The organism is Achromobacter sp. 77 (genome assembly GCF_020541125.1).
Classification (GTDB): domain Bacteria; phylum Pseudomonadota; class Gammaproteobacteria; order Burkholderiales; family Burkholderiaceae_B; genus Achromobacter; species Achromobacter mucicolens.
This window is the reverse complement of sequence record NZ_CP059848.1, coordinates 5,331,955-5,352,363: the sequence shown is the minus strand read 5'-3', so window position 1 is coordinate 5,352,363 and position 20,409 is coordinate 5,331,955. Positions and strand designations below refer to the sequence as shown.

19 protein-coding genes are annotated in these 20,409 nt (G+C 67.7%); 3 read left to right on the top strand and 16 right to left on the bottom strand.

Translation table 11 applies throughout. The features are described 5' to 3' along the window. Nucleotides 1-66: 66 nt before the first annotated feature. From lpdA to H4P35_RS24605, 10 genes are all read right to left on the bottom strand, one after another. Nucleotides 67-1,464 (bottom strand): dihydrolipoyl dehydrogenase, encoded by a 1,398-nt coding sequence (gene lpdA / locus H4P35_RS24650; protein ID WP_226847360.1) that lies wholly within the window; start codon nt 1,462-1,464, stop codon nt 67-69. Between the two features lie 8 nt (nt 1,465-1,472). After that, nucleotides 1,473-2,810: a pyruvate dehydrogenase complex dihydrolipoamide acetyltransferase gene (locus tag H4P35_RS24645; RefSeq protein WP_226847358.1), complete on the bottom strand. Its 1,338-nt coding sequence runs from the start codon at nt 2,808-2,810 to the stop codon at nt 1,473-1,475. A gap of 10 nt (nt 2,811-2,820) precedes the next feature. Beyond that, nucleotides 2,821-3,309 (bottom strand): VOC family protein, encoded by a 489-nt coding sequence (locus H4P35_RS24640; RefSeq protein ID WP_226847356.1) that lies wholly within the window; start codon nt 3,307-3,309, stop codon nt 2,821-2,823. Next, on the bottom strand, nt 3,306-5,489 hold the full coding sequence (locus H4P35_RS24635; RefSeq protein WP_226847354.1) for a thiamine pyrophosphate-dependent enzyme: 2,184 nt from the start codon (nt 5,487-5,489) through the stop codon (nt 3,306-3,308). The genes H4P35_RS24640 and H4P35_RS24635 overlap by 4 nt, the downstream gene beginning before the upstream one ends. Nucleotides 5,490-5,528: 39 nt before the next feature. After that, nucleotides 5,529-6,317: an SDR family NAD(P)-dependent oxidoreductase gene (locus H4P35_RS24630; RefSeq protein ID WP_226847353.1), complete on the bottom strand. Its 789-nt coding sequence runs from the start codon at nt 6,315-6,317 to the stop codon at nt 5,529-5,531. 36 nt (nt 6,318-6,353) lie between these two features. Beyond that, entirely contained in the window at nt 6,354-7,073 is a 720-nt protein-coding gene (locus tag H4P35_RS24625; protein WP_063954599.1) for an ABC transporter ATP-binding protein, read from the bottom strand. Next, on the bottom strand, nt 7,070-7,822 hold the full coding sequence (locus tag H4P35_RS24620; RefSeq protein WP_056320460.1) for an ABC transporter ATP-binding protein: 753 nt from the start codon (nt 7,820-7,822) through the stop codon (nt 7,070-7,072). Before H4P35_RS24620 ends, H4P35_RS24625 begins: the two co-directional genes overlap by 4 nt. Further along, the gene (locus H4P35_RS24615; protein WP_226847352.1) at nt 7,819-9,099 is read right to left on the bottom strand and encodes a branched-chain amino acid ABC transporter permease; all 1,281 of its coding nucleotides are present in this window, start codon (nt 9,097-9,099) and stop codon (nt 7,819-7,821) included. The genes H4P35_RS24620 and H4P35_RS24615 overlap by 4 nt, the downstream gene beginning before the upstream one ends. Further along, nucleotides 9,096-10,037, bottom strand: a complete 942-nt coding sequence (locus tag H4P35_RS24610; RefSeq protein WP_226847351.1) for a branched-chain amino acid ABC transporter permease — start codon at nt 10,035-10,037, stop codon at nt 9,096-9,098. The genes H4P35_RS24615 and H4P35_RS24610 overlap by 4 nt, the downstream gene beginning before the upstream one ends. 146 nt (nt 10,038-10,183) lie before the next feature. Beyond that, on the bottom strand, nt 10,184-11,419 hold the full coding sequence (locus tag H4P35_RS24605) for a branched-chain amino acid ABC transporter substrate-binding protein (RefSeq protein ID WP_226847350.1): 1,236 nt from the start codon (nt 11,417-11,419) through the stop codon (nt 10,184-10,186). Between the two features lie 493 nt (nt 11,420-11,912). Between H4P35_RS24605 and H4P35_RS24600 the strand changes: the two genes are divergently transcribed. Together H4P35_RS24600 and H4P35_RS24595 are read left to right on the top strand one after the other, a co-directional pair. Next, nucleotides 11,913-12,650, top strand: a complete 738-nt coding sequence (locus H4P35_RS24600) for an SDR family NAD(P)-dependent oxidoreductase (RefSeq protein WP_175234833.1) — start codon at nt 11,913-11,915, stop codon at nt 12,648-12,650. A 152-nt stretch (nt 12,651-12,802) separates the two neighbouring features. Beyond that, nucleotides 12,803-13,549, top strand: coding sequence for a FadR/GntR family transcriptional regulator (locus H4P35_RS24595; RefSeq protein ID WP_056320473.1), 747 nt, complete (start codon nt 12,803-12,805; stop codon nt 13,547-13,549). Between the two features lie 14 nt (nt 13,550-13,563). Here the strand turns inward: H4P35_RS24595 and H4P35_RS24590 are convergent, their stop codons facing one another. The 6 genes from H4P35_RS24590 to H4P35_RS24565 all read right to left on the bottom strand — a co-directional run bounded on the left by H4P35_RS24590 (nt 13,564) and on the right by H4P35_RS24565 (nt 19,057). Next, nucleotides 13,564-14,901 (bottom strand): NAD(P)H-dependent oxidoreductase, encoded by a 1,338-nt coding sequence (locus H4P35_RS24590; RefSeq protein ID WP_175234831.1) that lies wholly within the window; start codon nt 14,899-14,901, stop codon nt 13,564-13,566. An 81-nt stretch (nt 14,902-14,982) separates the two neighbouring features. Next, on the bottom strand, nt 14,983-15,543 hold the full coding sequence (locus H4P35_RS24585) for a 5'-3'-deoxyribonucleotidase (RefSeq protein ID WP_062841277.1): 561 nt from the start codon (nt 15,541-15,543) through the stop codon (nt 14,983-14,985). 36 nt (nt 15,544-15,579) lie between these two features. Next, on the bottom strand, nt 15,580-16,110 hold the full coding sequence (gene thpR, locus H4P35_RS24580; RefSeq protein ID WP_226847349.1) for an RNA 2',3'-cyclic phosphodiesterase: 531 nt from the start codon (nt 16,108-16,110) through the stop codon (nt 15,580-15,582). 64 nt (nt 16,111-16,174) lie between these two features. Next, nucleotides 16,175-17,032, bottom strand: coding sequence for a chemoreceptor glutamine deamidase CheD (gene cheD, locus H4P35_RS24575; RefSeq protein ID WP_226847348.1), 858 nt, complete (start codon nt 17,030-17,032; stop codon nt 16,175-16,177). 364 nt (nt 17,033-17,396) lie between these two features. Then, entirely contained in the window at nt 17,397-18,305 is a 909-nt protein-coding gene (locus tag H4P35_RS24570; protein WP_063954607.1) for an ABC transporter permease, read from the bottom strand. Beyond that, nucleotides 18,302-19,057: a cell division ATP-binding protein FtsE gene (locus H4P35_RS24565; protein WP_180097443.1), complete on the bottom strand. Its 756-nt coding sequence runs from the start codon at nt 19,055-19,057 to the stop codon at nt 18,302-18,304. Before H4P35_RS24565 ends, H4P35_RS24570 begins: the two co-directional genes overlap by 4 nt. Nucleotides 19,058-19,349: 292 nt before the next feature. Here H4P35_RS24565 and H4P35_RS24560 point away from each other — a divergent pair, with 292 nt between their 5' ends. Further along, complete coding sequence (locus H4P35_RS24560) at nt 19,350-20,366, top strand: amino acid ABC transporter substrate-binding protein (RefSeq protein WP_062841275.1); 1,017 nt, start codon at nt 19,350-19,352, stop codon at nt 20,364-20,366. Nucleotides 20,367-20,409 lie beyond the last annotated feature (43 nt).

Below are 20,409 nucleotides of genomic sequence, written 5' to 3'. Positions count from 1 at the left end.
GACGTGCTCTGGGCATGTCGCCTGTCTCACGAGGGTGTCAGACACCGACATTGACACCGACATTGGCTACGCGTGCAATGCCCGTCCAAACGCCGCCAGCACCGATTCGTGCAGCGTTTCCGATAGCGTCGGATGCGCGAACACGGTGTGCATCAGGTCTTCCTCGGTGGCTTCCAACGATGCGGCCACGCCATAGCCCGTGATCAGCTCGGACGCCTCGGGGTGGATGATGTGCGCGCCCAGCAGTTCGCCCGATTTGGCGTCGAAGACTGTCTTGACGAGCCCCTGGTCCTCGCCCATCGCAATCGCCTTGCCGTTGCCGGCGAAGGTGAATTTTCCAACGCGGACGTCGCCGCCGTGACGGGTGGCGTGTTCGCGCGCTCGGGCTTCGGTCATGCCGATGCTGGCGACCTGCGGGTAGGAATAGGTGCAGGCGGGTATGCGCAGCGGGTCGATGGCGTGCACGGGCAGGCCGGCGATGGCTTCCACGCACAGCACGGCTTCGTGGCTGGCTTTGTGGGCAAGCCACGGCGCGCCGGCCACGTCGCCGATCGCGTAGACGCCCGGCTCGCCGGTGCGGCACAGGCCGTCGGTGACGATGTGCGTCTTTTCGACTTTGACGCGGGTCTTTTCCAGGCCAAGATTCTCGACGTTGCCGACGATGCCGGCGGCGACGATGACTCGGTCGAACGTCTGTTCGATCTTTTTGCCGTCGTGCTCCAGCGTGACCTTGACGCCGTCGGCGGTGGTCGTCGAGGCCGTCACCGCGCAGCGGGTCAGGACGCGGGTGCCTTGCTTCTCGAAGGCCTTGCGCGCCAACTGCGAAATCTCGGCGTCTTCCTGAGGCAGGATTTCCGGCGTCATGTCGATCAGCGTGACCTCGGCGCCCACCGCGCGATAGAAGCTGGCGAACTCGGCGCCGATGGCGCCTGCGCCCACCACCAGCAGCGATGCCGGGATCGCGTCGGCAACCAGTGCCTGCCGGTAGGCCCAGATGCGTTCGCCCACGGGCAGCGCCGGCAACTCGCGGGCGCGCGCGCCGGTGGCCAGGATGATGTGCTTGGCCGACAGCGTGGCGCCGTTGTCCAGCGCCAGCTTGCCGGACCCGGCAAGCCGGGCGCTGGCGGCAAACACCGTCACCCCGTTCTTCTTCATCAGGTGCGCGACACCCTGGCCCAGCCGGCCGGCGACCTTGCGCGACCGGGCGACCATGGCGGCCAGATCGGGACGCGCCTCGCCCGCGCCCGTCACGCCGTAATGCGCGGCCTCGCGGCAGGCGCGCAGCACGGTGGCGCTGTGCAGCAGGGCTTTTGTGGGAATGCAGCCCCAGTTCAGGCAGATGCCGCCCAGTTCGGCGCGCTCGACCAGCGCGACCGACATGCCCAACTGCGCGGCGCGGATCGCGGCCACGTAGCCGCCCGGGCCGCCGCCCACCACCACCAGGTCAAAACTCGTCTTCGTCATGGCGGGGCTCACAGCAGGATGCGCACGGGGTTTTCGATCAGGGTGCGGAAGGCCGCGAGCCAGCGTGCGCCGACCGCGCCATCCACGACGCGATGGTCGGCCGATAGCGTCACTGTCATCACGGTGGCGGCGGCCAGTTGACCCTCGGCGTCGATCACCGGGCGGCGTTCGGCCGCGCCCACCGCCAGGATGGCGGCCTGCGGCGGGTTGATGATGGCGGCGAACTGGCTGATGCCGTACATGCCCAGGTTGCTGACCGTCAGCGAGCCGCCCGTGAACTCGTCGGGCTTCAAGCGGTTGACCTTGGCGCGCGCGGCCAGCTCGGCGATCTCGCCCGAGATGGCGGACAGCGGCTTGACGTCGGCATCGCGCACGATGGGCGTCACCAGGCCGCCGTCAGTGGCCACCGCCACCGAGACGTCGGCGCCGGCGTGGTACTCGATGTCATCGTCGTGCCAGGACGCGTTGACCTCGGGCACCTCGCGCAGCGCCAGCGCGGCGGCGCGCACGATGAAGTCGTTGACCGACAGCTTGACCGCGCCGCCGTGATTGGCCTGCGCGCGCAGCGCCAGCAGCGCGTCCATGCGGCAGTCGACCGTCAGGTAGAAGTGCGGCACGTGCTGCTTGCTTTCGGTGAGACGGCGCGCGATGGCGCGGCGCATGCCGGTGTGCGGCACGCGGCGCGCGGCCGGCCGGCCAGCCAGCGGCGCGGCAGCGGGGGCAGCGGCCGGCGCACGGTCGCGCGCGGCTTCAACGTCCCGCCGCACGATGCGGCCATGCGGGCCGGTGCCGGTGACGCCCAGCAGGTCGACGTGCCATTGCGCGGCAAGGCGCCGGGCGACGGGACTGGCGAAGAGGCGGCCGCCGGGGACGGGAGCAGCCGAGGATGCGGCTGGGGATTGCGCGGCGGATGCGGACGCGTTGCCGGCTTGCTGCGAGGCGGACGCAGCGCCGGCGCCAGCGGATGCCGAGGCAGCCGACGCTCCGGGAGCCGATGCTCCGGGAGCCGCCGCTCCATCTGCCGACGCGCCAGCAGCCGGCCCGGCAGCCACCGCCGTACCACCGTGTTCAGCCAACGCACGATCGATCGCCGCCGCATCTTCGCCATCCGCGATCAGCACGCCGATCACGGTGTTGATCGGCACCGAGGCCGGCCCGGCCTGCACCACGATGCGGCCCAGCACGCCTGCCTGTTCGGCGTTGATCTCGACGATGGCCTTTTCGGTTTCGACTTCCGCCAGCGCCTCGCCCACGGCGACGCGATCGCCTTCCTGCTTGAGCCACTGGTGCAGCACGCCGCCGGAGGCGTCAGCGGCAACGGAGGGGAGCTTGATAAGGTATGCCACGATGTTGTTCCTATTCAGCGGCGCGGGCCAGGTCGGGCCGGTACGCGGCGGGGTCGTCGTATTCGACGAGTTCGAGCACATTGCCTTCGGGGTCGCGGAAGAAGGCGAGCCACGTGCCCGGCCGCACTTCCATGGGCGCGGGCGCGCTGTCAAAAACCACGCCCTTCGATTGCAGATCGCGTACCACGCCGCGCAGGTCGCGCACGATGAAGGTCAGGTAGGCGGCGCCCTGGCGGTCCAGAATGGCCTTGCCGCGTACGGCCGGTTCGGGCGCCACGGCCGGCTGCAGCAGCTTGATGCGCTCGCCATAAGGCGTCTGCAGACGTGCCACGTCGTAGCCGTGCGGCGTGAGCCCCGTGGCCTGCGCCTTGCCGGCCGGCACGGTCACACGGTTCACCAGCGTCAGGCCTATGACATCGGTGTAGAACGCGGCCAGCGCATCAAGGTCCGCGCAGCAGATGCCGACTTCCATCGGCACGGTCATGTGCAGGGCCGTCATGGCTGTTCTCCCTGGTCGGCCAGCACGTCAGCCAGGCCCGCCACCACTTCATCGGTATCGGCGAACGCCGCGCGCTCCAGCACCTTGGAGATGCTGGGCGAGGCCTCGCCGCCCGTGACGCGCTTGACCGGCTGGTCCAGCCAGTCGAAGTAGCGGCGCTGGATCTCGTCGGCCAGCATGGCGCCGTAGGACGTGCCGCGCGCGCCTTGTTCCACGATCAGCACGTTGTTGGTCTTTTTGATGCTGGCGCCGATGGTGTCCCAGTCCAGGCTGGCGCGGTCCAGCGTGCGCAGGTCGATGACTTCCGCATCCACGCCGGCCGCTTCGGCCGCCGCCAGCGCGCGGCTGACCATGGACAGGTACGTCAGGATGGTGACCTTGCTACCCTCGCGCCGCACTTGCGCGCGGCCGAACGGAATGGCGTAGTCCAGGTCATTCTCGGGAACCTCGCCCGAAGACGCGTACAGATCGACGTGCTCGATGACCAGCACCGGGTCCTTGGAGGCCAGCGCCGTGTTCATCAGGCCCACGTAATCGTGCGGCGTGGATGGGGCGACGATGCGCCAGCCGGGCGCGGTGGCGAAGATGCCGGCCGGGTCCATCGAATGCTGCGAGCCGTAGCCCGTGCCCATTGCGACCTTGGTGCGCAGCACGAAGGGCACGTCGATGTCGCCGCCGAACATGTGGCGCGCCTTGCCGATCTGGTTGAAGATCTGGTCGGCCGCGACCCACATGAAGTCCGGGTACATGAATTCCACGACGGGCTTGTAGCGGCCGTCCATCGCCAGCCCGCCGCCCAGCCCGGCAAAGGCGTTTTCGGAAATGGGCGTGCCCAGCACGCGGTCCGGATATTTGTCCTTCAGGCCGCGCGTGGCGCCGTTGGTGCCGCCCTTCAGACGGTGCACGTCTTCGCCCAGCACCACGACGCCGGGGTCGGTTTCCATGCGGCGGTCCAGCACGTCGGCCACCGCATCGACGAACTTGCGCGTGACGGTGGCGCCGGTGTGGTCCGCCGCCTCCTGGTAGCGCAGGCCGGCCAGTTCCGAGCCATCACTGCGCAGGCCCACGTCGCGGAAATCCGGGCTGGGCCACAGGTCGGCGCGCACGCGGCGCTTGCCGCCGTCAGCCGCTTCGGTCAGGCGGCCGGACACTTCCTTCATCACGTCCTTGCAGCGCTGGCGCAGCGCGTCCACCTCGGCCTGCGTGACCAGCTCGCGGCCGATCATCTCGGCCGCGATGCGGTCCAGCGGATCGCGCAGGCGCCATTGCGCCTCTTCGTCCTTGGTGCGATAGCCAAACGCGCTGCCGGGGAAGGGGCCGTTCTGGTGGAAGAACCGGTAGACGTCCACCTCGACGATGGTGGGACCCTTGCCCGCGCGCATGTGCGCCACGGCTTCCGACATGGCCAGGTGCACGGCCAGCGGGTCCATGCCGTCGACCTTCCACGCGGGAATGTTGAAGGCCAGGCCGCGCGCGGACAGGCGCGGCTCGGCGGTGGACTCTTCCACGGTCGTGGACACGGCGTAGCGGTTGTTCTCGATGAAAAAGCACAGCGGCGTCTTCCACGCGGCAGTCAGGTTCATCGTTTCCAGCACCGAGCCGATGTTCACCGCGCCGTCGCCGAAGTACGTCACGGCCACGCGATCCGTGCCCGCGTGCTTGTGCGCCCAGCCCGCGCCGGCGGCCAGCGGCACACCGCCGCCGACGATCGCGTTAGTGCCCAGCGCGCCCGCTTCCAGCCAGCGCAGGTGCATGCTGCCCCCACGGCCGCGGCAGTAGCCGTTTGCCAGCCCCATGATCTCGGCCAGCGTCTTGTGCAGGACCTCGTCGATGGCGGGCGTGAGCGGGTTGCGCGGGTCCAGTCCCTGCGGCGCCACGTGCTGCAGCGCTTTGGCCAGGAACTGGTGGTGGCCGCGGTGCGAGCCGTTGATCTGGTCGCCGGCGCCCAGGGCCAGCACCGAGCCGACGGCGCCGCCTTCCTGCCCGACCGACGAGTGCGCGGGACCGTGCACCAGGCCTTCGGCGGCCAGTTCCAGCACGGCTTCCTCGAAAGCGCGGATCCAGTGCAGTTGGGTCAGCATCGTGCCGAGCAGCGCGGGGTCCGCCTGCTGCCAGTCCGAGGCCTCGGCCGTCAGTTGCCGCCAGGGCGCCTGGGGCTCGAGCGGTTGGTAGGTGGCCATGAATGAATCTCCAGTGTGTTTTTTTAAGCGTCGGGGCAATCAGAGGTAGCTGTAGCGGCTCCAGCCGCCGTCTGCCACCAGGGTGTGTCCGGTGATGTAGGCGGCCTGGCGCGAGGCCAGGAAAACCGCCAGGTCGGCCATTTCGGCCGGCTGCGCCATGCGGCGCAGGGGCGTGCGTTGCTTGAGGCGTTCGGGGTCCAGCCGGCCGCGCGCGGCCAGGTCGCGCACCAGGTCGGTTTCGACGTAGCCGGGCGCCAGCGCGTTGACGCGCACGCCCGCCGGGCCCCATTCGACAGCCAGCGTCTCGGTCAGCAGCACCACCGCGCCTTTGGTGGCGCAGTAGGCGGCGCGGTCGGGCGCCGCCACCACGCCGTACATGGAGGCCAGGTTGATGATGCTGCCCGAGCCGGCGGGCACCATGCGCCGGCCTGCGGCCTGCGCGCACAGGAAGACGCCCGTCAGGTTGATGTCGACGGCCCGGCGCCATTCGTCCACGGTGACTTCCAGCGTGGGCTTGTTGGCCGAGATGCCGGCGTTGTTGACCAGCACGTCGATGCCGCCCCAGGTTTCCGCAACCTGTGCAAAGGCGCGCTCGACGGCGTCGGCATCCGTGACGGACGCCTGCACCGCCATGGCCTGCGCGCCGTCGGCGGCCAGGGCCGCGACAGCGGCGTCCAGCGCGCCGGCATCCATGTCCAGCAGCGCGACGCGCGCGCCCTGGCGTGCAAAGGCCTGCGCCGTGCTGTAGCCGATGCCCTTCGCGCCGCCGGTGATGACGACCGCCTTGCCGCGCAACTCGGCATGAATGACTTCAGTGGTGTTGTCCACGATGTGTGCCTGTGTAAGGTGAGTACGTAAGGCGGCTCAGACCGCCAGCCATTCCTGGACGACGTCCTGGCGCTCATGCAGCTGCGCGGGCGGTCCTTCGAACACGATGCGGCCGTGGCCCATGACGCTGACGCGGGTGGACACCTTCAGCGCGATCGTCAGTTTCTGTTCGACCAGCACGACGGACACGCCCTGCTTGTGGATATCCCGGATGACGTCGGCAATCACCTCGACGATCTTGGGCGCCAGCCCTTCGGTGGGCTCGTCGATCAGGATGACCTTGGGGTTGCCCAGCAGCGAACGGCACATGGTCAGCATCTGCTGCTCGCCGCCCGACAGGTTGCCCGCGCGGGTATTGCTGCGTTCCTTCAGGCGCGGGAAGTAGTCGAACATCTGCGCCACGGTCCAGTACGGCGCATCGTCGCGACGGGGCTGCTCGCCCATGCGCAGGTTCTCGTCCACCGTCAGGTTGGCGAACACCTCGCGCTCCTCGGGCACGAAGGCCAGGCCCGCGCGGGCGATCTCGAAGGGACGCTTGTTGGTGATGTCGCGGCCTTCCATCGCGATCTGACCGCCGGTCACGTCCACCAGGCCCATGATGCTTTTCATGGTGGTGGAGCGGCCCGCGCCGTTGCGGCCCAGCAGGCTGACGACCTCGCCGCGCCCGATCGACAGGTCGATGCCGTGCAGGATGTGGCTCTTGCCGTAGTGGGCATGCACGCCCTGCAGCGACAAGAGAGGGGATTGCGTCGTCATACCGTTTCCTCTCCCAGGTAGGCCTCGCGCACGCGGGCGTCGCCGCGGATCTCGGCGGGCGTGCCGGTGGCCAGGATCTCGCCATAGACCAGCACGCTGATGCGGTCGGCCAGCGAGAACACCACCTGCATGTCGTGCTCGACGATCAGCAGGGTGCAGTCGCGCGTCACGTCCTTGATGAGTTCGACCGTGTAGTCGACCTCGTGCTGCGACATGCCCGCCATGGGCTCGTCCAGCAGGATCACCTTGGGCCGCGACGCCAGCGTCATGCCGATTTCCAGCGAGCGCTGCTCGGAATAGTTCAGGTCGCCGGCCGCCGTGTTCTGGCGCGCCGTCAGCCGCACTTTCTCCAGCAGGCGGTCCACGTCCTCGTTGACGGCGCGGTTGCGTGCGATGGGCCGCCAGAAGTTGTAGACCAGGCCGTGCATGCGCAGCACCGCCAGGCGCAGGTTTTCGCGCACCGGCAGACGCGGGAACACGTTGGTGATCTGAAACGAACGCGCCAGGCCGAGCCGGTTGATGGCTTCGGGCGCCAGGCCGCCGATGGGGCGCGAGCGCAGGCTGATGTCGCCCGAGGTGGGCGCGAACGAGCCCGACATCAGGTGAAACAGCGTGGACTTGCCCGCGCCGTTCGGGCCGATGACGGCGTGGCGTTCGCCGGCTTCGACCGCCAGGTTCACGCCGCGGATGATCTGCGCTTCACCAAAGGATTTGCGCACATCGGTCAGGGTCAGGATCTCGTGGCTCATTGGGCGGGCTCCAGCAGGGGGGCGGCTTCGCCCGCGTCGCGCCACAGGGCCAGCGCCCAGCGGCAGGCGGCAAGGCCCGCGGCAAACAATGCCAGCGGCACCAGCCAGGTCGACAGCGCAAGCGGCGCCCAGTCCTGGCCGAACAGCGGGATGGCGGGCCAGCCGGCCTCGGGGTTCATGGCGAGGAGGGCGCGGTAATCGCGCGCGAACATGCGTTGCAGCAGTTCCACCGTGAAGACGGTGGCGCCGGTGAGCAGCAGCCCCCCGGCCACAGACACCGCGGCGCGCGGCAGCCAGTTGGCCAGCCCGCGCTCGCGCAGCGACTTGGCCGCGCGCTGCACCAGGCCGACCAGGCCGTCCGGCACGAACAGCATCACCAGCACGAAGAGAATGCCCTGGTACAACAGCCACGACCGCGTGATGTCGGCCAGCGTCTGCGACAGGAAGGTCAGGATGGACGCGCCCAGCACCGGACCCAGGAACGCATTGACGCCGCCGATGTAGGCAAACAGCACGGCGTCGGTGGACAGCTTGACCTCGAACAGCACGTAGTTGCCGGCTTCGATGTTCAGCGCCTGCAAGCCGCCCGCGATGCCGGCAAACATGGCCGACAGCGCAAACACCATGGTCTTGAGCGCATGCGGGCGATAGCCCAGGTAGCGCAGACGGTTGGCGTTTTCGCGCAGGCCCAGCGTCAGCCGGCCCAGCGGCGTGCGCGTCAGGCCATACAGCGCGGCCAGCGACACCAGCACCCACGCCAGCACCAGGTAGTACACCTCGATGTCCGAGCCGAAGGTAAAGCCCCATGCCGGCATGCGCATCGCCGACACGCCGGCCTCGCCGCCGAAGACGCTTTTCAGGTGCGGCGCCAGCGCGTGCAGCAGCTCGGCCAGCGCCAGCGTGATCATCGAAAAATACACGCCCGATCGCATGGTGGCGAACCAGCCGGCGACCAGGCCGAACAGCAGCCCGGCCACGCCGCCCACCAGCGGCATCAGCGGCGTGGGCAATAGGCCCGCGCCGCCCAGCGCATTCATCGCGTGGATGGTGGCGAAGGTGCCAACGCCAAAGTAGGCGGCATGACCAAAGGACAGCATGCCGCCCTGGCCGGCCAGCAGGTTGAAGGCGCAGGCGAACAGCGCGGCGATCAGCATCTGCACGGCCGCCACGAGCTGGCCGGCAGGCAGCAGCCACGGCAGCGCGCACAGCGCGGCCACGCACAGGATCAACAGCAGCGCGCCCGTGGCGCGGCGGGTGGAAGTCGCGGTATGGCTCATGCCTGCTCTCCCTTCAGTCCCGACGGCTTGACCAGCAGCACCACCAGCATCAAGAGAAACGGCAGCGTTGCGGCCAGGCTGGAGATCTTCACCGTCATCAGCCCGCCCACGCTTTCGGCCCACTCACGCGCGCCGAACAGACCAAACAGCGTCGCCAGGCTGGCGTCGATGCCGACCGAGAACGAGCTGATCAGGCCGATCAGGAGCGACGCGATCATCGCGCCTTCCAGCGAGCCCAGGCCGCCCACCACGACCACCACGAACACCAACACGCCCAGTTCCAGCGCCATGTTCGGGTTGGTGGTGTAGAAGGCGCCCGCGACCGCGCCGGCCAGGCCCGCCATCGCCGCGCCCACGCCGAACACGCTCATGAAGACCAGCGGCACGTTGTGGCCCAGCGCCTCGGCCATGCGCGGCCGGTAGATGGCCGAGCGCACCACGATGCCGACGCGGGTGCGCGACAAGAGCAGGTAGATCACGGCGAACATCGCCAGCGACACGCCGCCCATCAGCAGGCGGTAGAACGGATAGTCCGCGTCGAACACGCGGAATGCCGCGAAGTTCAGGAACGGCGGCACGCGGTAGTCGACGGGAAAGTCGCCGTAGAACAGCTTGATCAGCTCGGCGACGATGAACGCCAGCCCGAAGGTCACCAGCAGTTCCTGCGCGTGGCCGAACTTGTGCACGCGGCGCAGGAAGAAGCGTTCGACGCCCATGCCCAGCACGCCCGCGATGATCGTGGCCAGCACCAGCGCCGTCCAGAAGCCCATGACGGGCGTGAGGGTGTAGGCGGCATACGCGCCGATCATGTAGAACGATGCGTGCGCGAAGTTCAGCACACCCATCATCCCGAAAATCAGTGTCAGGCCTGCCGACACCATGAATAGCAGCAGGCCGTAGATCACGCCGTTCAACAGCGAGACGGTAAAGTATTCCATGTCCGCTCCAGGATTCTTGCGCGGGACGCCTGGCGTCCCGCGATCGATTGCGCACGTTGTTTTTGCCCGGCCCGCGCCGGGAGTGCGCTTGTCATGTGCCGGCGGCGGGCTGCGCGCAGTTCAGCGCACAGCCCGCCGCGCGGGCATCACTTCGGACGTTGCATCTTGCAGGTGCCCTGCACCGGCGCGGACACGTCCGCCGCGGCCAGCACCTTCACGGGTTCAAAGCCCATGTCGGTGCCATCGGCCTTGTACTTGGCGTTCTTGCCCACCTTGGACACCACCATCGGCAACTGCACCTGATGGTCTTCGGCGCGCATGGTGTATTCGCCCAGCGCCGATTTGTAGGTGACCTTCTCCAGCGCCAGCGCCAGTTCGGGCACCGGCAGCTTGCCGTCCTGCGGCTTGACCTGCTTCAAGGCCTCGCCCAGGAAGCGCACGCCGATCACGGTCTGCGGCTCGGTGTAGCTGGGGTAGTGGCCGGTCTTGGACTTGTAGTCCTCGGCGAACGCCGCGCCTTCCTCGCCGGCGGCCTCGATGTTGTACGGGTGCGCGATGTAATGGCCCAGCGCGACCTCGCCGGCGTTGGCCAGGTTGCCGACCTGGTCCAGGAACACCGTGGCAAAGCGCACCTTCAGACCGGCGGCCTGCGTGGCCTTCATGAGCAGCAACAGGTCGTTGGACCAGTTGCCGGTGACCACGGTGTCGGGCGTGGCCGAGCGGATGCGCGCGACATAGGGCGCGAAGTCCTGGATCTTGTTGACCTCGTGCAGCGTCTTGCCCACGACCTCGTAGCCGTACTCCTTGGCAAAGCGCTCGGTCGCGCCTTCCATGTCCTGGCCCCACGAGTAGTTCTGGTTTATGGCGTACACGCGCTTGCCCAGCGTGCCGTCGGCGGACATGACGGATGCCAGCGCCTTCACGCGCAGGTCGGCGTTGGTGGTGAAGCGGAAGTGGTAGAAGTGGCACTTCTGGCCGGTCAGCTCCAGCGCTTCGCCGCCCACGTTCAGGAAGACGATCTCCTTGCCCGGGTTGCGCAGGTTGTGCTTGCGCACGTCTTCGGTGAGCTGGCCCGAAATGGCCGAGGACGACCCCTGCACCAGCACCTGCACGCCCTCGGCGGCCGCGGCGCGGAAACGGTCCGAGGCGCCAACGGGGCCACCCTGGTTGTCGAACTCCACCAGCTCCAGCGGCTGGCCATTCCAGCCGCCAGCGGCGTTGATGCGGTCCAGCTCGTATTTGACGGCGGCGCGGAACATCAGGCCGGTCGAGGCCTGCGGGCCCGACAGCGTTTCGATCAGGCCGATCTTGACGGGTGCGGCGCGGGCGGTGGCGGCGAGTCCGGCCAGGCACAGCAGACCGGTGGTGAAAGCCAATTTCATGCGTGTCTCCTCCGTGGAGCGGGAGTGTGTTGATTTGCGTGGGTCAGGCAGGTGCGAACGCCGCATCGCCCGCGCGCCGCGAGGGCGGGCAGGCGATGTGGCGCGAAGATGAGGCAATGGCGCCGGCCGCGGACGCGCGGGGCGCCGGGGCGAGGCGCCGGCCGGGCAGGGCATGAAGCCGCCGGGGCGTCTGAAAGTGCGCCGTCGGACGTGCCGAGGGCGCGGATGCGGTCATGCTGCCGGTGAAGTTCACCTGGTTGTCCCCTGCCTGTTTATGCGGCGTGACGCCGTGTTTTTCTGACTGACTTGCCTGAAAGCGGCAGTTGATTTACGCTTTGGCGAACAAGTTGTCAGGCAACTTTATTAAGTTGTCCGATAAATCATAGGGCAAGCGTTTTTCTCGTGTCAAGCAACCGATTCAGGCGTTCAATCTGAATTCGAGCCGCTGCCGCGAACGCGACGCGGGCCGCCAAAAACAGCTTCAGGAGACAGGATGATTTCGTTCGAAGGGCAGGTTGCCGCCATCACCGGCGCGGGCAATGGCATCGGCTTGGCCACGGCGCGCCTCATGGCCGCGCATGGCGCGCGGCTGGTGCTGACCGACATCGACAACGCGCGGCTGCAGGAAGTGGCGGCCGAGCTCGATCCCAGCGGGCAGCGCGTCTACACGCACGCGCTGGACGTGTCGGTGCCGCACGATTGCGAACGGGTGTTCGAGGCCGCGGCCCGGCACTTTGGCGGGCTTGACCATCTGGTCCACTGCGCGGGCATCTACCCCGAGCAGCTCGTCAAGGACACCAGCGACGAGTCCTGGCGCACGCTGATGCGCGTGAACCTGGACGGCACGTTCTACGTGTGCCGCGCCGCCCAACGCCATCTGCGCCACGACGGTTCGATCGTCCTCCTGACGTCGCTGGCTGCGCAGCGCGGCAGCTACGCGCACGCCGCCTACGCCGCGTCCAAGGGCGCGGTGCAAAGCTTCACCCGCAGCCTGGCGCTGGAGCTGGCCCCGCAGATCCGCGTGAACGCGGTGGCGCCCGGCATCATCGCCACCTCCATGACGCACGACCTGATCGGGCAGAAGGGCGCGCAGCTGCTGGAAAGCACGCCGCTGCGCCGCTTTGGCACGGCCGAGGAAATCGCCGGGACCATCGCGTTCCTGTGTTCGCCGCTGGCCGCCTTCGTGACGGGCGAGGTCATGCAGGTCAATGGCGGGATCTATATCGCGTAAAGTGCCAGAACGCGGCGCGCCGGGAAAAAAACCGGCAAACCTATAATTTCCAGGGCGCTGCCGCGAACCAGCCTGTCGGGACCACCACGCGAGACATTCCTATAACCATGGCCGACGCGCCCGCGCGCCGCCCTCACGTTCGAACGATCCACATGCAGCCAAGTCAAGAACCCGATCCGGCGCGCGCCGCGCCCCGCAGCTCGCTATCGGCGGCGGTGGCGGACGCCCTGGCCGACCAGATACGCCAAGGCGTGCTGGCCCCCGGCGATCGCCTGCCGACCGAAAAGCAGCTCACCGAGATGCACTCGGTCAGCCGCGCGGTCGTGCGCGAGGCCCTGGCCCGCCTCAAGTCCGAAGGGCTGGTCACGTCGCAGCAGGGCAGCGGCGTGTTCGTCGACCCGAATTTCCAGAAGAACGCATTTCGCATCGCCGCGCCCACGCCGGGCGACAACCAGGACCTGGAGCACATCCTGGAACTGATGCTGTCGATCGAAGTCACGGCGGCGCGCTATGCGGCGCAGCGGCGCACCGAGCCCGACCTGAAGAAGATGCGGCAGGCGCTGGTGGGCATGGAGTACGCGCTCATCAACGACAAGCTGGGCGACGAGGAAGACTATCAATTCCACCAGGCCATCGTGCAGGCCACGCACAACCCGCACCTGGTGGCGCTGAACGACTACCTGGAAGCCAACGTGCGCCGCGTCATCCGCAGCGCGCGCCACAACACGGCGCGCAGGTATGCCGAGCGCATGGCCGCCGTGCAGAGCGAGCATCAGGCGATCTTTGCCGCCATTGAAGCCGGCGACTCCGACGCCGCGGGCCGCGCCGCCGAAGAGCACCTGCGCAACGCGGCGGACCGGCTGCGGTTGTTTCAGGCGGAGCGCCCCGCGCCCGTGTGACCGCGGGGCCGCGCCTACGCGAAGGTCTGCTCCATCTCGCGGCGGAACTGCACCGCGGTCGAGCGTTCGTCGTACTCAACGTCGCGCCAGCGGATCGCCTGCGACTGGCGCACGGGGTTCTTCAGCTTGACCTTGTTCGACAAGCCCAGCGGCAGATAGCCTTCCTCGACCGAATCGGGGGCAGGCATCAGGCGCCCGTACACCGTGTAGCCGCCTTCGCCGTCCAGGATCTGGCCGGCCTGCAGGTCGCGCTTGGCGGTGGCCACGACGTCGCCGTGCCAGCCTGCGGGTGCGCCGGTGGGCTCGCGCCGCAGGCCCACGCTGGCCACGCTGATGCCCAGTTCCAGGCCGATCAGGTGGTAGGGCTTGTACATGGCGGTGAAGTTGCCGCTGGGATCGGTGACCAGGCCATATTCCTGAAAGCAGCGCCGCACGTAGTCGCTGTCGGCTGCAAGCGTGACATACACGCCCCAGCGCAGATCCCGGAACACCGGCCGGCCGTCGCGTTCCAGCGACGAGATCACCTCGACCTGGCCGCGATGATGCAGCATGCCGCCGTCCTCGCGGGGACGCAGCACGCGCGCCAGATCATCCACGCCGCACGGCGGAAAGTGCAGGCCCGAGGGCGACGGCAAAAGACCCGTGGCATTGGAGACGGCCGCCATCTCGATGGCGCTCTTGGTGCCGTCCAGAAAGCTGTTGAACATCTGCGCGTTGAAGTCGCCCGCCGCCACCATTTCGGCGGTGAAGCCGTAGTACGGCCAGACGGTGTCGGGGGTGGAGGTGTGGAATTCGGGCAGATACTTGGTGCCCTTGCCCGCGGCCATGACCTCGAAGCCGCTGGCGCGGGCCCAGTCGACCATTTCGCAGATCAGGGCGGGCTGATCGCCGTAGGCCAGCGAATAGACGATGCCCGCTTCGCGCGCGCGGCGCGCCAGCAGCGGGCCGGCCAGGGCGTCGGCCTCCACGTTGACCATGATGATGTGCTTGCCGTATTCGCAGCAGGTGAGCACGTGGGTGATGCCGGCCGAGGCGTGGCCGGTCGCGTCGATGACGATGTCGACGTCGGGGCTGGCGATGACGGTGCGCGCGTCGTCGCAGAAATAGACCTTGCCGTTCTTGTAGGCGTCATTGATGCTGCTGGCGTTGAGCGCGCCTGCCGGCCAGCCGACACGGGTCAGCGCGGCGCGGGCCCGGTCGGGCACCAGGTCCGCCACCGCCACCAGGCGGATGCCCGGCGTGCGCGGGGCCTGGCTCATGAACATGGCGCCGAACTTTCCGGCGCCCAACAATGCGACTCGCAGAGGCTTGTGGTCGGCTTCTCGCTGCTTGAGCAGGCGGTACAGATTCATGGCGCGGGCTCCTCCCGGGTGGGGCGTACGACTCCACAGGATAGTCCCAAACGATGACGCCTGAACAGGATTCGGCCGGAGTCAGGCGTCTGCCGTATAGAGCTCGCCGGCCAGCACGTTGCGCCAGTTCTGCCAGTTGATGCGCGGGCGGTCCGTCACCTCACGGTTATAGGGCGCATCGAACAGAATGTGCTTCCAGCGCGGCCGCGCGGCGCCTTCGATATGCGGCTTGTCGTCGATCAGCAGGTGGCCCTGCACCAGCGTCTTGTCCTTGGTCAGGATCAGCCGGTTGGTGGCCTCGCGGCCCAGGTTCTTTTCCACCCACAGGTATTTCTCGGCGACGCAGTTTTCAAACTGGGACAGCGGCGACGAGCAGATCCGCACGTCCATGCCCAGCGCCAGCAACTCCTTGAAGGCCTCCAGCGCGCCCGGGACCGGCGGCAGGTTGCGGATGAAACCCGGCGCCGTGTAGATGGCCTCGGCCATCCCGCGTAGTTCGGGGGCGTAATCCTCGCGGATGTAGAAGGACTTGCGGTTCTCGAACGCCACGGGCGCGACGTCAGGGTGGCGCGCGCGCCAGGCGTCGATGAAGGCGTGTTCAAAATCGGCCAGTACGCCGTCTTGATCCAGCAGGATGATCATGGGGGTCCCAGGAATTGGCAACCGTACGATTGTGCCCTAGCCGCCGAGCGGCCGGGATTGCGCCACGATGCGGTACCGGCTGCCGCCGGTCAGCGACTCGGACGCGACCAAAACCATGCGGTCGTAGTGCCAGGCCAGCGGCGCGGGCGCGTCGTCGGGCGGCTCGGCCTGCGTGATGTTGCGTAGCAGCGTGACGTGCGGGCGAAAAGGCTGGGTGGGCGGGGTGAGCCCGTAGCCGGACAGCCACCGCCAGAGATCGTCGTGGGCTTGCTGCAGGCCGAAAGGCGTCTCGGACGGGCCCGCCCACAGGATGCGCTGGCGGCTGAACACCCCATAGCGTTCCAGCGGCACGTCGCCCGGCGCGAGCCCGCGGCCGGGCGTGGCGGCGGCCAGTTCATCGGCCAGGGCGCTGTCGACCGGCCCCAGGAATGCCAGCGTCAGATGCAGCGTCTCGGTGCGCATGGCGCGTCCGCCGCATGTCAGCCTGGCCTGCTCCGCCCAACCGGCAAGGGACGCCGCCAGCGAAGGGGACGGCCATAGCGCGTAGAAGAGGCGGAGGGTGGACATGCGCAGATTGTAGGACGCCCAACCGCTATTGCACGCTGCCGCCCTGCGCGGCGGGCCGGCCGGGTTACGGCTTGGGACGCCGGGTCAGTCCGGTATCAAAGCGCTCGACGCCGGGACGCGCCGCGCTGGGTCGGGTCGCTTGCGCGGGGGCGGCGTCGGCCGGCGCGGGCCGGTCAAAGCGCTCGACGCCAGGCCGGGCAGGGCGGTCAAAGCGTTCCACGCCGGGGCGGGCGGCAGGTCGGTCGAAACGCTCGACGCCGGGGCGGTTCAGCCGTTCAACGCCTGGACGGTCGAAACGTTCGACGCCCGGCCGCGCAAAGCGCTCGACCCGTTGCGGCGTGGCGGTCTTGGCCGCCGCGCTTTGCGCGGCTTCCTGTTCGCGCTTGGCGATGATCTCTTCGGCGCGCTGGTGGTGCGGCGCCATCTTGCGCACCATCACCCGGCCGTCGCGCGGGAAATAATTGATGCGGCGCGCGTGCACGTCGCCCAGATCCTGCGCCTTGACGGGGATGCCTTCGGTCTTCAGGTAGTTCAGGACGAACTGGCCGTTGCGCTCGCCGATGTTCATCTGCTGCATGGCCGCCAGCACCGCGCCGCCGCCGAACACCTTGGCTTCCAGGCGGTCGCGCGAGGCGCCGGCCTTGAGCAGCTCGTTGATCAGCACTTCCATCGCAAAGGCGCCATAGCGCATGGTGGCCGACGCGGGGGACTGCATGTCGCCCTCGGGCAGCATGAAGTGGTTCATGCCGCCCACGCCCGTCACCGGGTCGTGGATGCACGCCGCCACACAGGACCCCAGCACGGTCGAGATCATCATGTTCTCGTTGGTGACGTAGTACTCGTTGGGGAGCACCTTCACTGCCTGAGATTGGAACGCGCTGTCGTAGTAGTGACGTGTTGCGCGGGCTTCAAGAGCGGCCATGGGACGGATATCTGGGCAAAAACGGCGATTGAGACACTGAGATGCGAGCGGAAGCGGTAATTGTGACAAAAAATGTACAAAAATGTCGCTTTATTCTTGCATATCCCGGCAGCGCTTGGAAGAAAACTGTGTAAATACGACCAAAGCGTCGTTTATTGGAACTTGTACCTGTTCCCCGCACGCAAAACGGCCCGCACGGATGGCAGGCAGTCATCGTACACAGGGCATTTGGGGGTCTTTCCCCGGATCACGGGGAGGAAGGGGCTTCAAACGGACCTTTAGACCCGCCGGCAGATAAGACACAGACGGCGGGCCGGGCGCGGACGGCAGGACCCGAGGGGGCGGGCCGCCCCTCGCGGCGGGGTCAGAAGCGGGTGCTGCGCGTGACCGACCAGCGGGCAGACAGTGCGCCGAGCGCGGCGGAGGCGACGACCGCGCCGATCAGGACCGGCGCGCCCGGCAGGTGCAGGGCGAACTCCGCCCCGTAGCTGCGGGCCAGTCCCAGCAGGGCCTCGTTCAGGGGCGACAGCGCGACCGCCGCGACCCCGATGGCCAGCAAGGAAGCCAGGGCGCCGGACAGCGCACCCAAGTAAAGGAACGGCCGGCGCACGAACGATTCGGTGGCGCCGACCAGCCGCGCCACGCCGATTTCCTCGCGTTGCGACAGCGCCTGCATGCGCACCGTGTTAAAGACGGTGGCCAGCACCACGACCGCCACGCACGCGGCCAGGAATCCCAGGCCGATCCGCGCGAAGCGCAGGATGGCTTCCAGCCGCTGGACCCAGGCGCTGTCCAGCTGGACGAGGTCCACATGGTTCCATTGCTTCCAGGCCGACGCCAGCGTGTCGGCGCGTCCGGCCAGGTTGTCGCCATCGGCCAGCGTGACGACGACCGCATCGGGCAGCGGATTGCCGGGCAGCACGGCCAGCGCCTCCTGCCAGGCGGGGTTGGCGCGCAGGTCGGCCAAGGCGCTTTCGCGGCCCACCACGCGCACGGCGCGCACGTCCTGCGGGTAATCGTCCTTGATGCGCTTGGCCACGTCCGCGGCGGCGCCCGCCGGGGCGTCCACACGCATGAAGACGGTGACCTCCGGCGTGACGGACATTTCCCGCGCCACGGGTTGCACCGACACCAGGATGGCGCTGCCCAAGAGCGGCAGCGCCAACGCCAGCGCCATGACCAGCAGGTTGGCCAGCGACGAGAAGGGTTGTTTGATCAGCCGGCGCAGCGTGACCAGCAGCGCGTAGCGATGTTGCCGCAGCCAGGCGTTCATGCGGACTCTCCCGGATGACCGAAGCCTGGCTCGGTGCGGGCCGCGCGTGCCGCCGCTGCCTGTGCGGCCATGCCGTCCGTGGGGGTGGCGGGGCCGTGGGAGTCGGCAAACTTGCCCGGCTCGATCCGCAGGGTGCGGGTGGCGTAGCGCGCCATGAGTTCCTGGTCGTGCGAGGCGATCAGCGTGGTGACGCCGACGCGGTTGAAGTCGCGGAACACGTTCATGATGCGTTGCGCGTTGTCGTGGTCGAGGTTGGCGGTGGGTTCGTCCGCAATCAGGATGGCGGGCCGGTTGACGATGGCCCGGGCGATGGCCAGGCGCTGCTGTTCGCCGCCCGAAAGCTCGATGGGGTTGAGGTCTTCCTTGCCCGACAGGCCGACCTTGTCCAGGGCGGCGCGCGCGCGCGACGCGGCGGAATCCCAGGGGTGACCCTGGACCGCCAGCGGCAGCATCACGTTTTCGAACGCGCTTCGATCGAACAGCAGGTGCGTGTCCTGCAGGATGACGCCGACCGCGCGGCGCAGGTAGGGCCGGGCGCGGGCCGGCAGCTTGTCCAGCCGCTGCCCGTTCACCTGGATGGACCCCCGGCTGGCGGGCTCAAGACCGCCGATCAGCTTGAGCAGCGTGGACTTGCCGGCGCCGGATGGCCCCGATACGAAAACGAACTCTCCCGCGCTCACGCGGAAGTTGATGTCGGCCAGAATATTGCGGCCGCGACCATACGATTTGAATACGTGCTGGAATTCGATCATGGCGGCTGTCAGATTAAGCCGCCATAGTAACTCGGGGACAGTAAGGTGGCCTACATCTCTTGGCGCGGCCGGAACCTATGCGCATCATTCGGCCGGCTGAAACACATGTTCGTAAATCTGAAAGCGCGTCCCTGTTTTTAGTCAAAAACAGCGTTTCATTTCATCCAGTGTCCCTATATTTCAAGGGAATTCCCGGATGCGCCGCGTGCTTTTCGGAGGCTACCATCCGCCCCATGCGTGGGCCCAACCCGGCCTTTGCTTTGGATTCGCTTCATCCCACACGGAGATCACGATGAAAGTACTGAAACTCGCTGCCATTGGCGCTGCCCTGTTCGCTGCATCCTCGGCTGCCAATGCGGGCGCAACCTTCGATAACGTCAAGAAGAAAGGGTTTGTCCAGTGTGGGGTTTCGACGGGCATCCCGGGGTTCTCCATCGCTGACAGCAAAGGCGAATACAAGGGTATCGACGTGGACATGTGCCGCGCCATCGCCTCGACCATGTTCGGCGACGCGACCAAGGTCAAGTTCACGCCCTTGAACACCCAGCAACGCTTCACCGCGCTGCAATCCGGCGAAGTCGACGTTCTGACCCGCAACACCACCGTCACGCTGACCCGTGACACGACGCTGGGCCTGATCGGCGTGGGCGTGAACTACTACGACAGCCAGGGCGTCATGGTCTCCAAGGACCTGAACGTCAAGAGCGCCAAGGAACTGAACGGCGCCACCATCTGCGTGCAGCCGGGCACCACCACCGAACTGAACCTCGCCGACTGGTTCCGCAGCCAGAAGATCGAATTCAAGCCGGTCGTGATCGACAAGTACGACGAAATCATCCGCGCCTTCTCGGCCGGCCGTTGCGACGCGTTCACGACCGACAAGTCGCAGCTCGCCTCGACCCGCACGACGCTCGAGAATCCGGACAAGTTCGTCATCCTGCCGGAAGACTTCTCGAAGGAACCGCTGGGCCCCATGGTGCGCCAGGGCGACGAGCAGTGGTTCAACATCGTGCGCTGGTCGCTGAACGCCATGCTGGAAGCCGAGGAATACGGCATCACCAAGGCCAACGTCGACGAAATGCTCAAGAGCCCCAACCCCAACATCCAGCGCATCCTGGGCGTGACCCCGGGCATGGGCAAGAACCTGGGCGTGGACGACAAGTGGGCCTACAACATCATCAAGAACGTGGGTAACTACGGCGAAAGCTTCGAAGCCACGCTGGGCAAGAACAGCGCGATGAAGCTGGAGCGCGGCTTGAACGCTTCGTACAAGCAAGGTGGCTTGATGTACGGCTGGCCGGTGCGCTGACGCGCGGCTGCCTGGCATGGCGGAGCACGGCTCTCCGTCATGC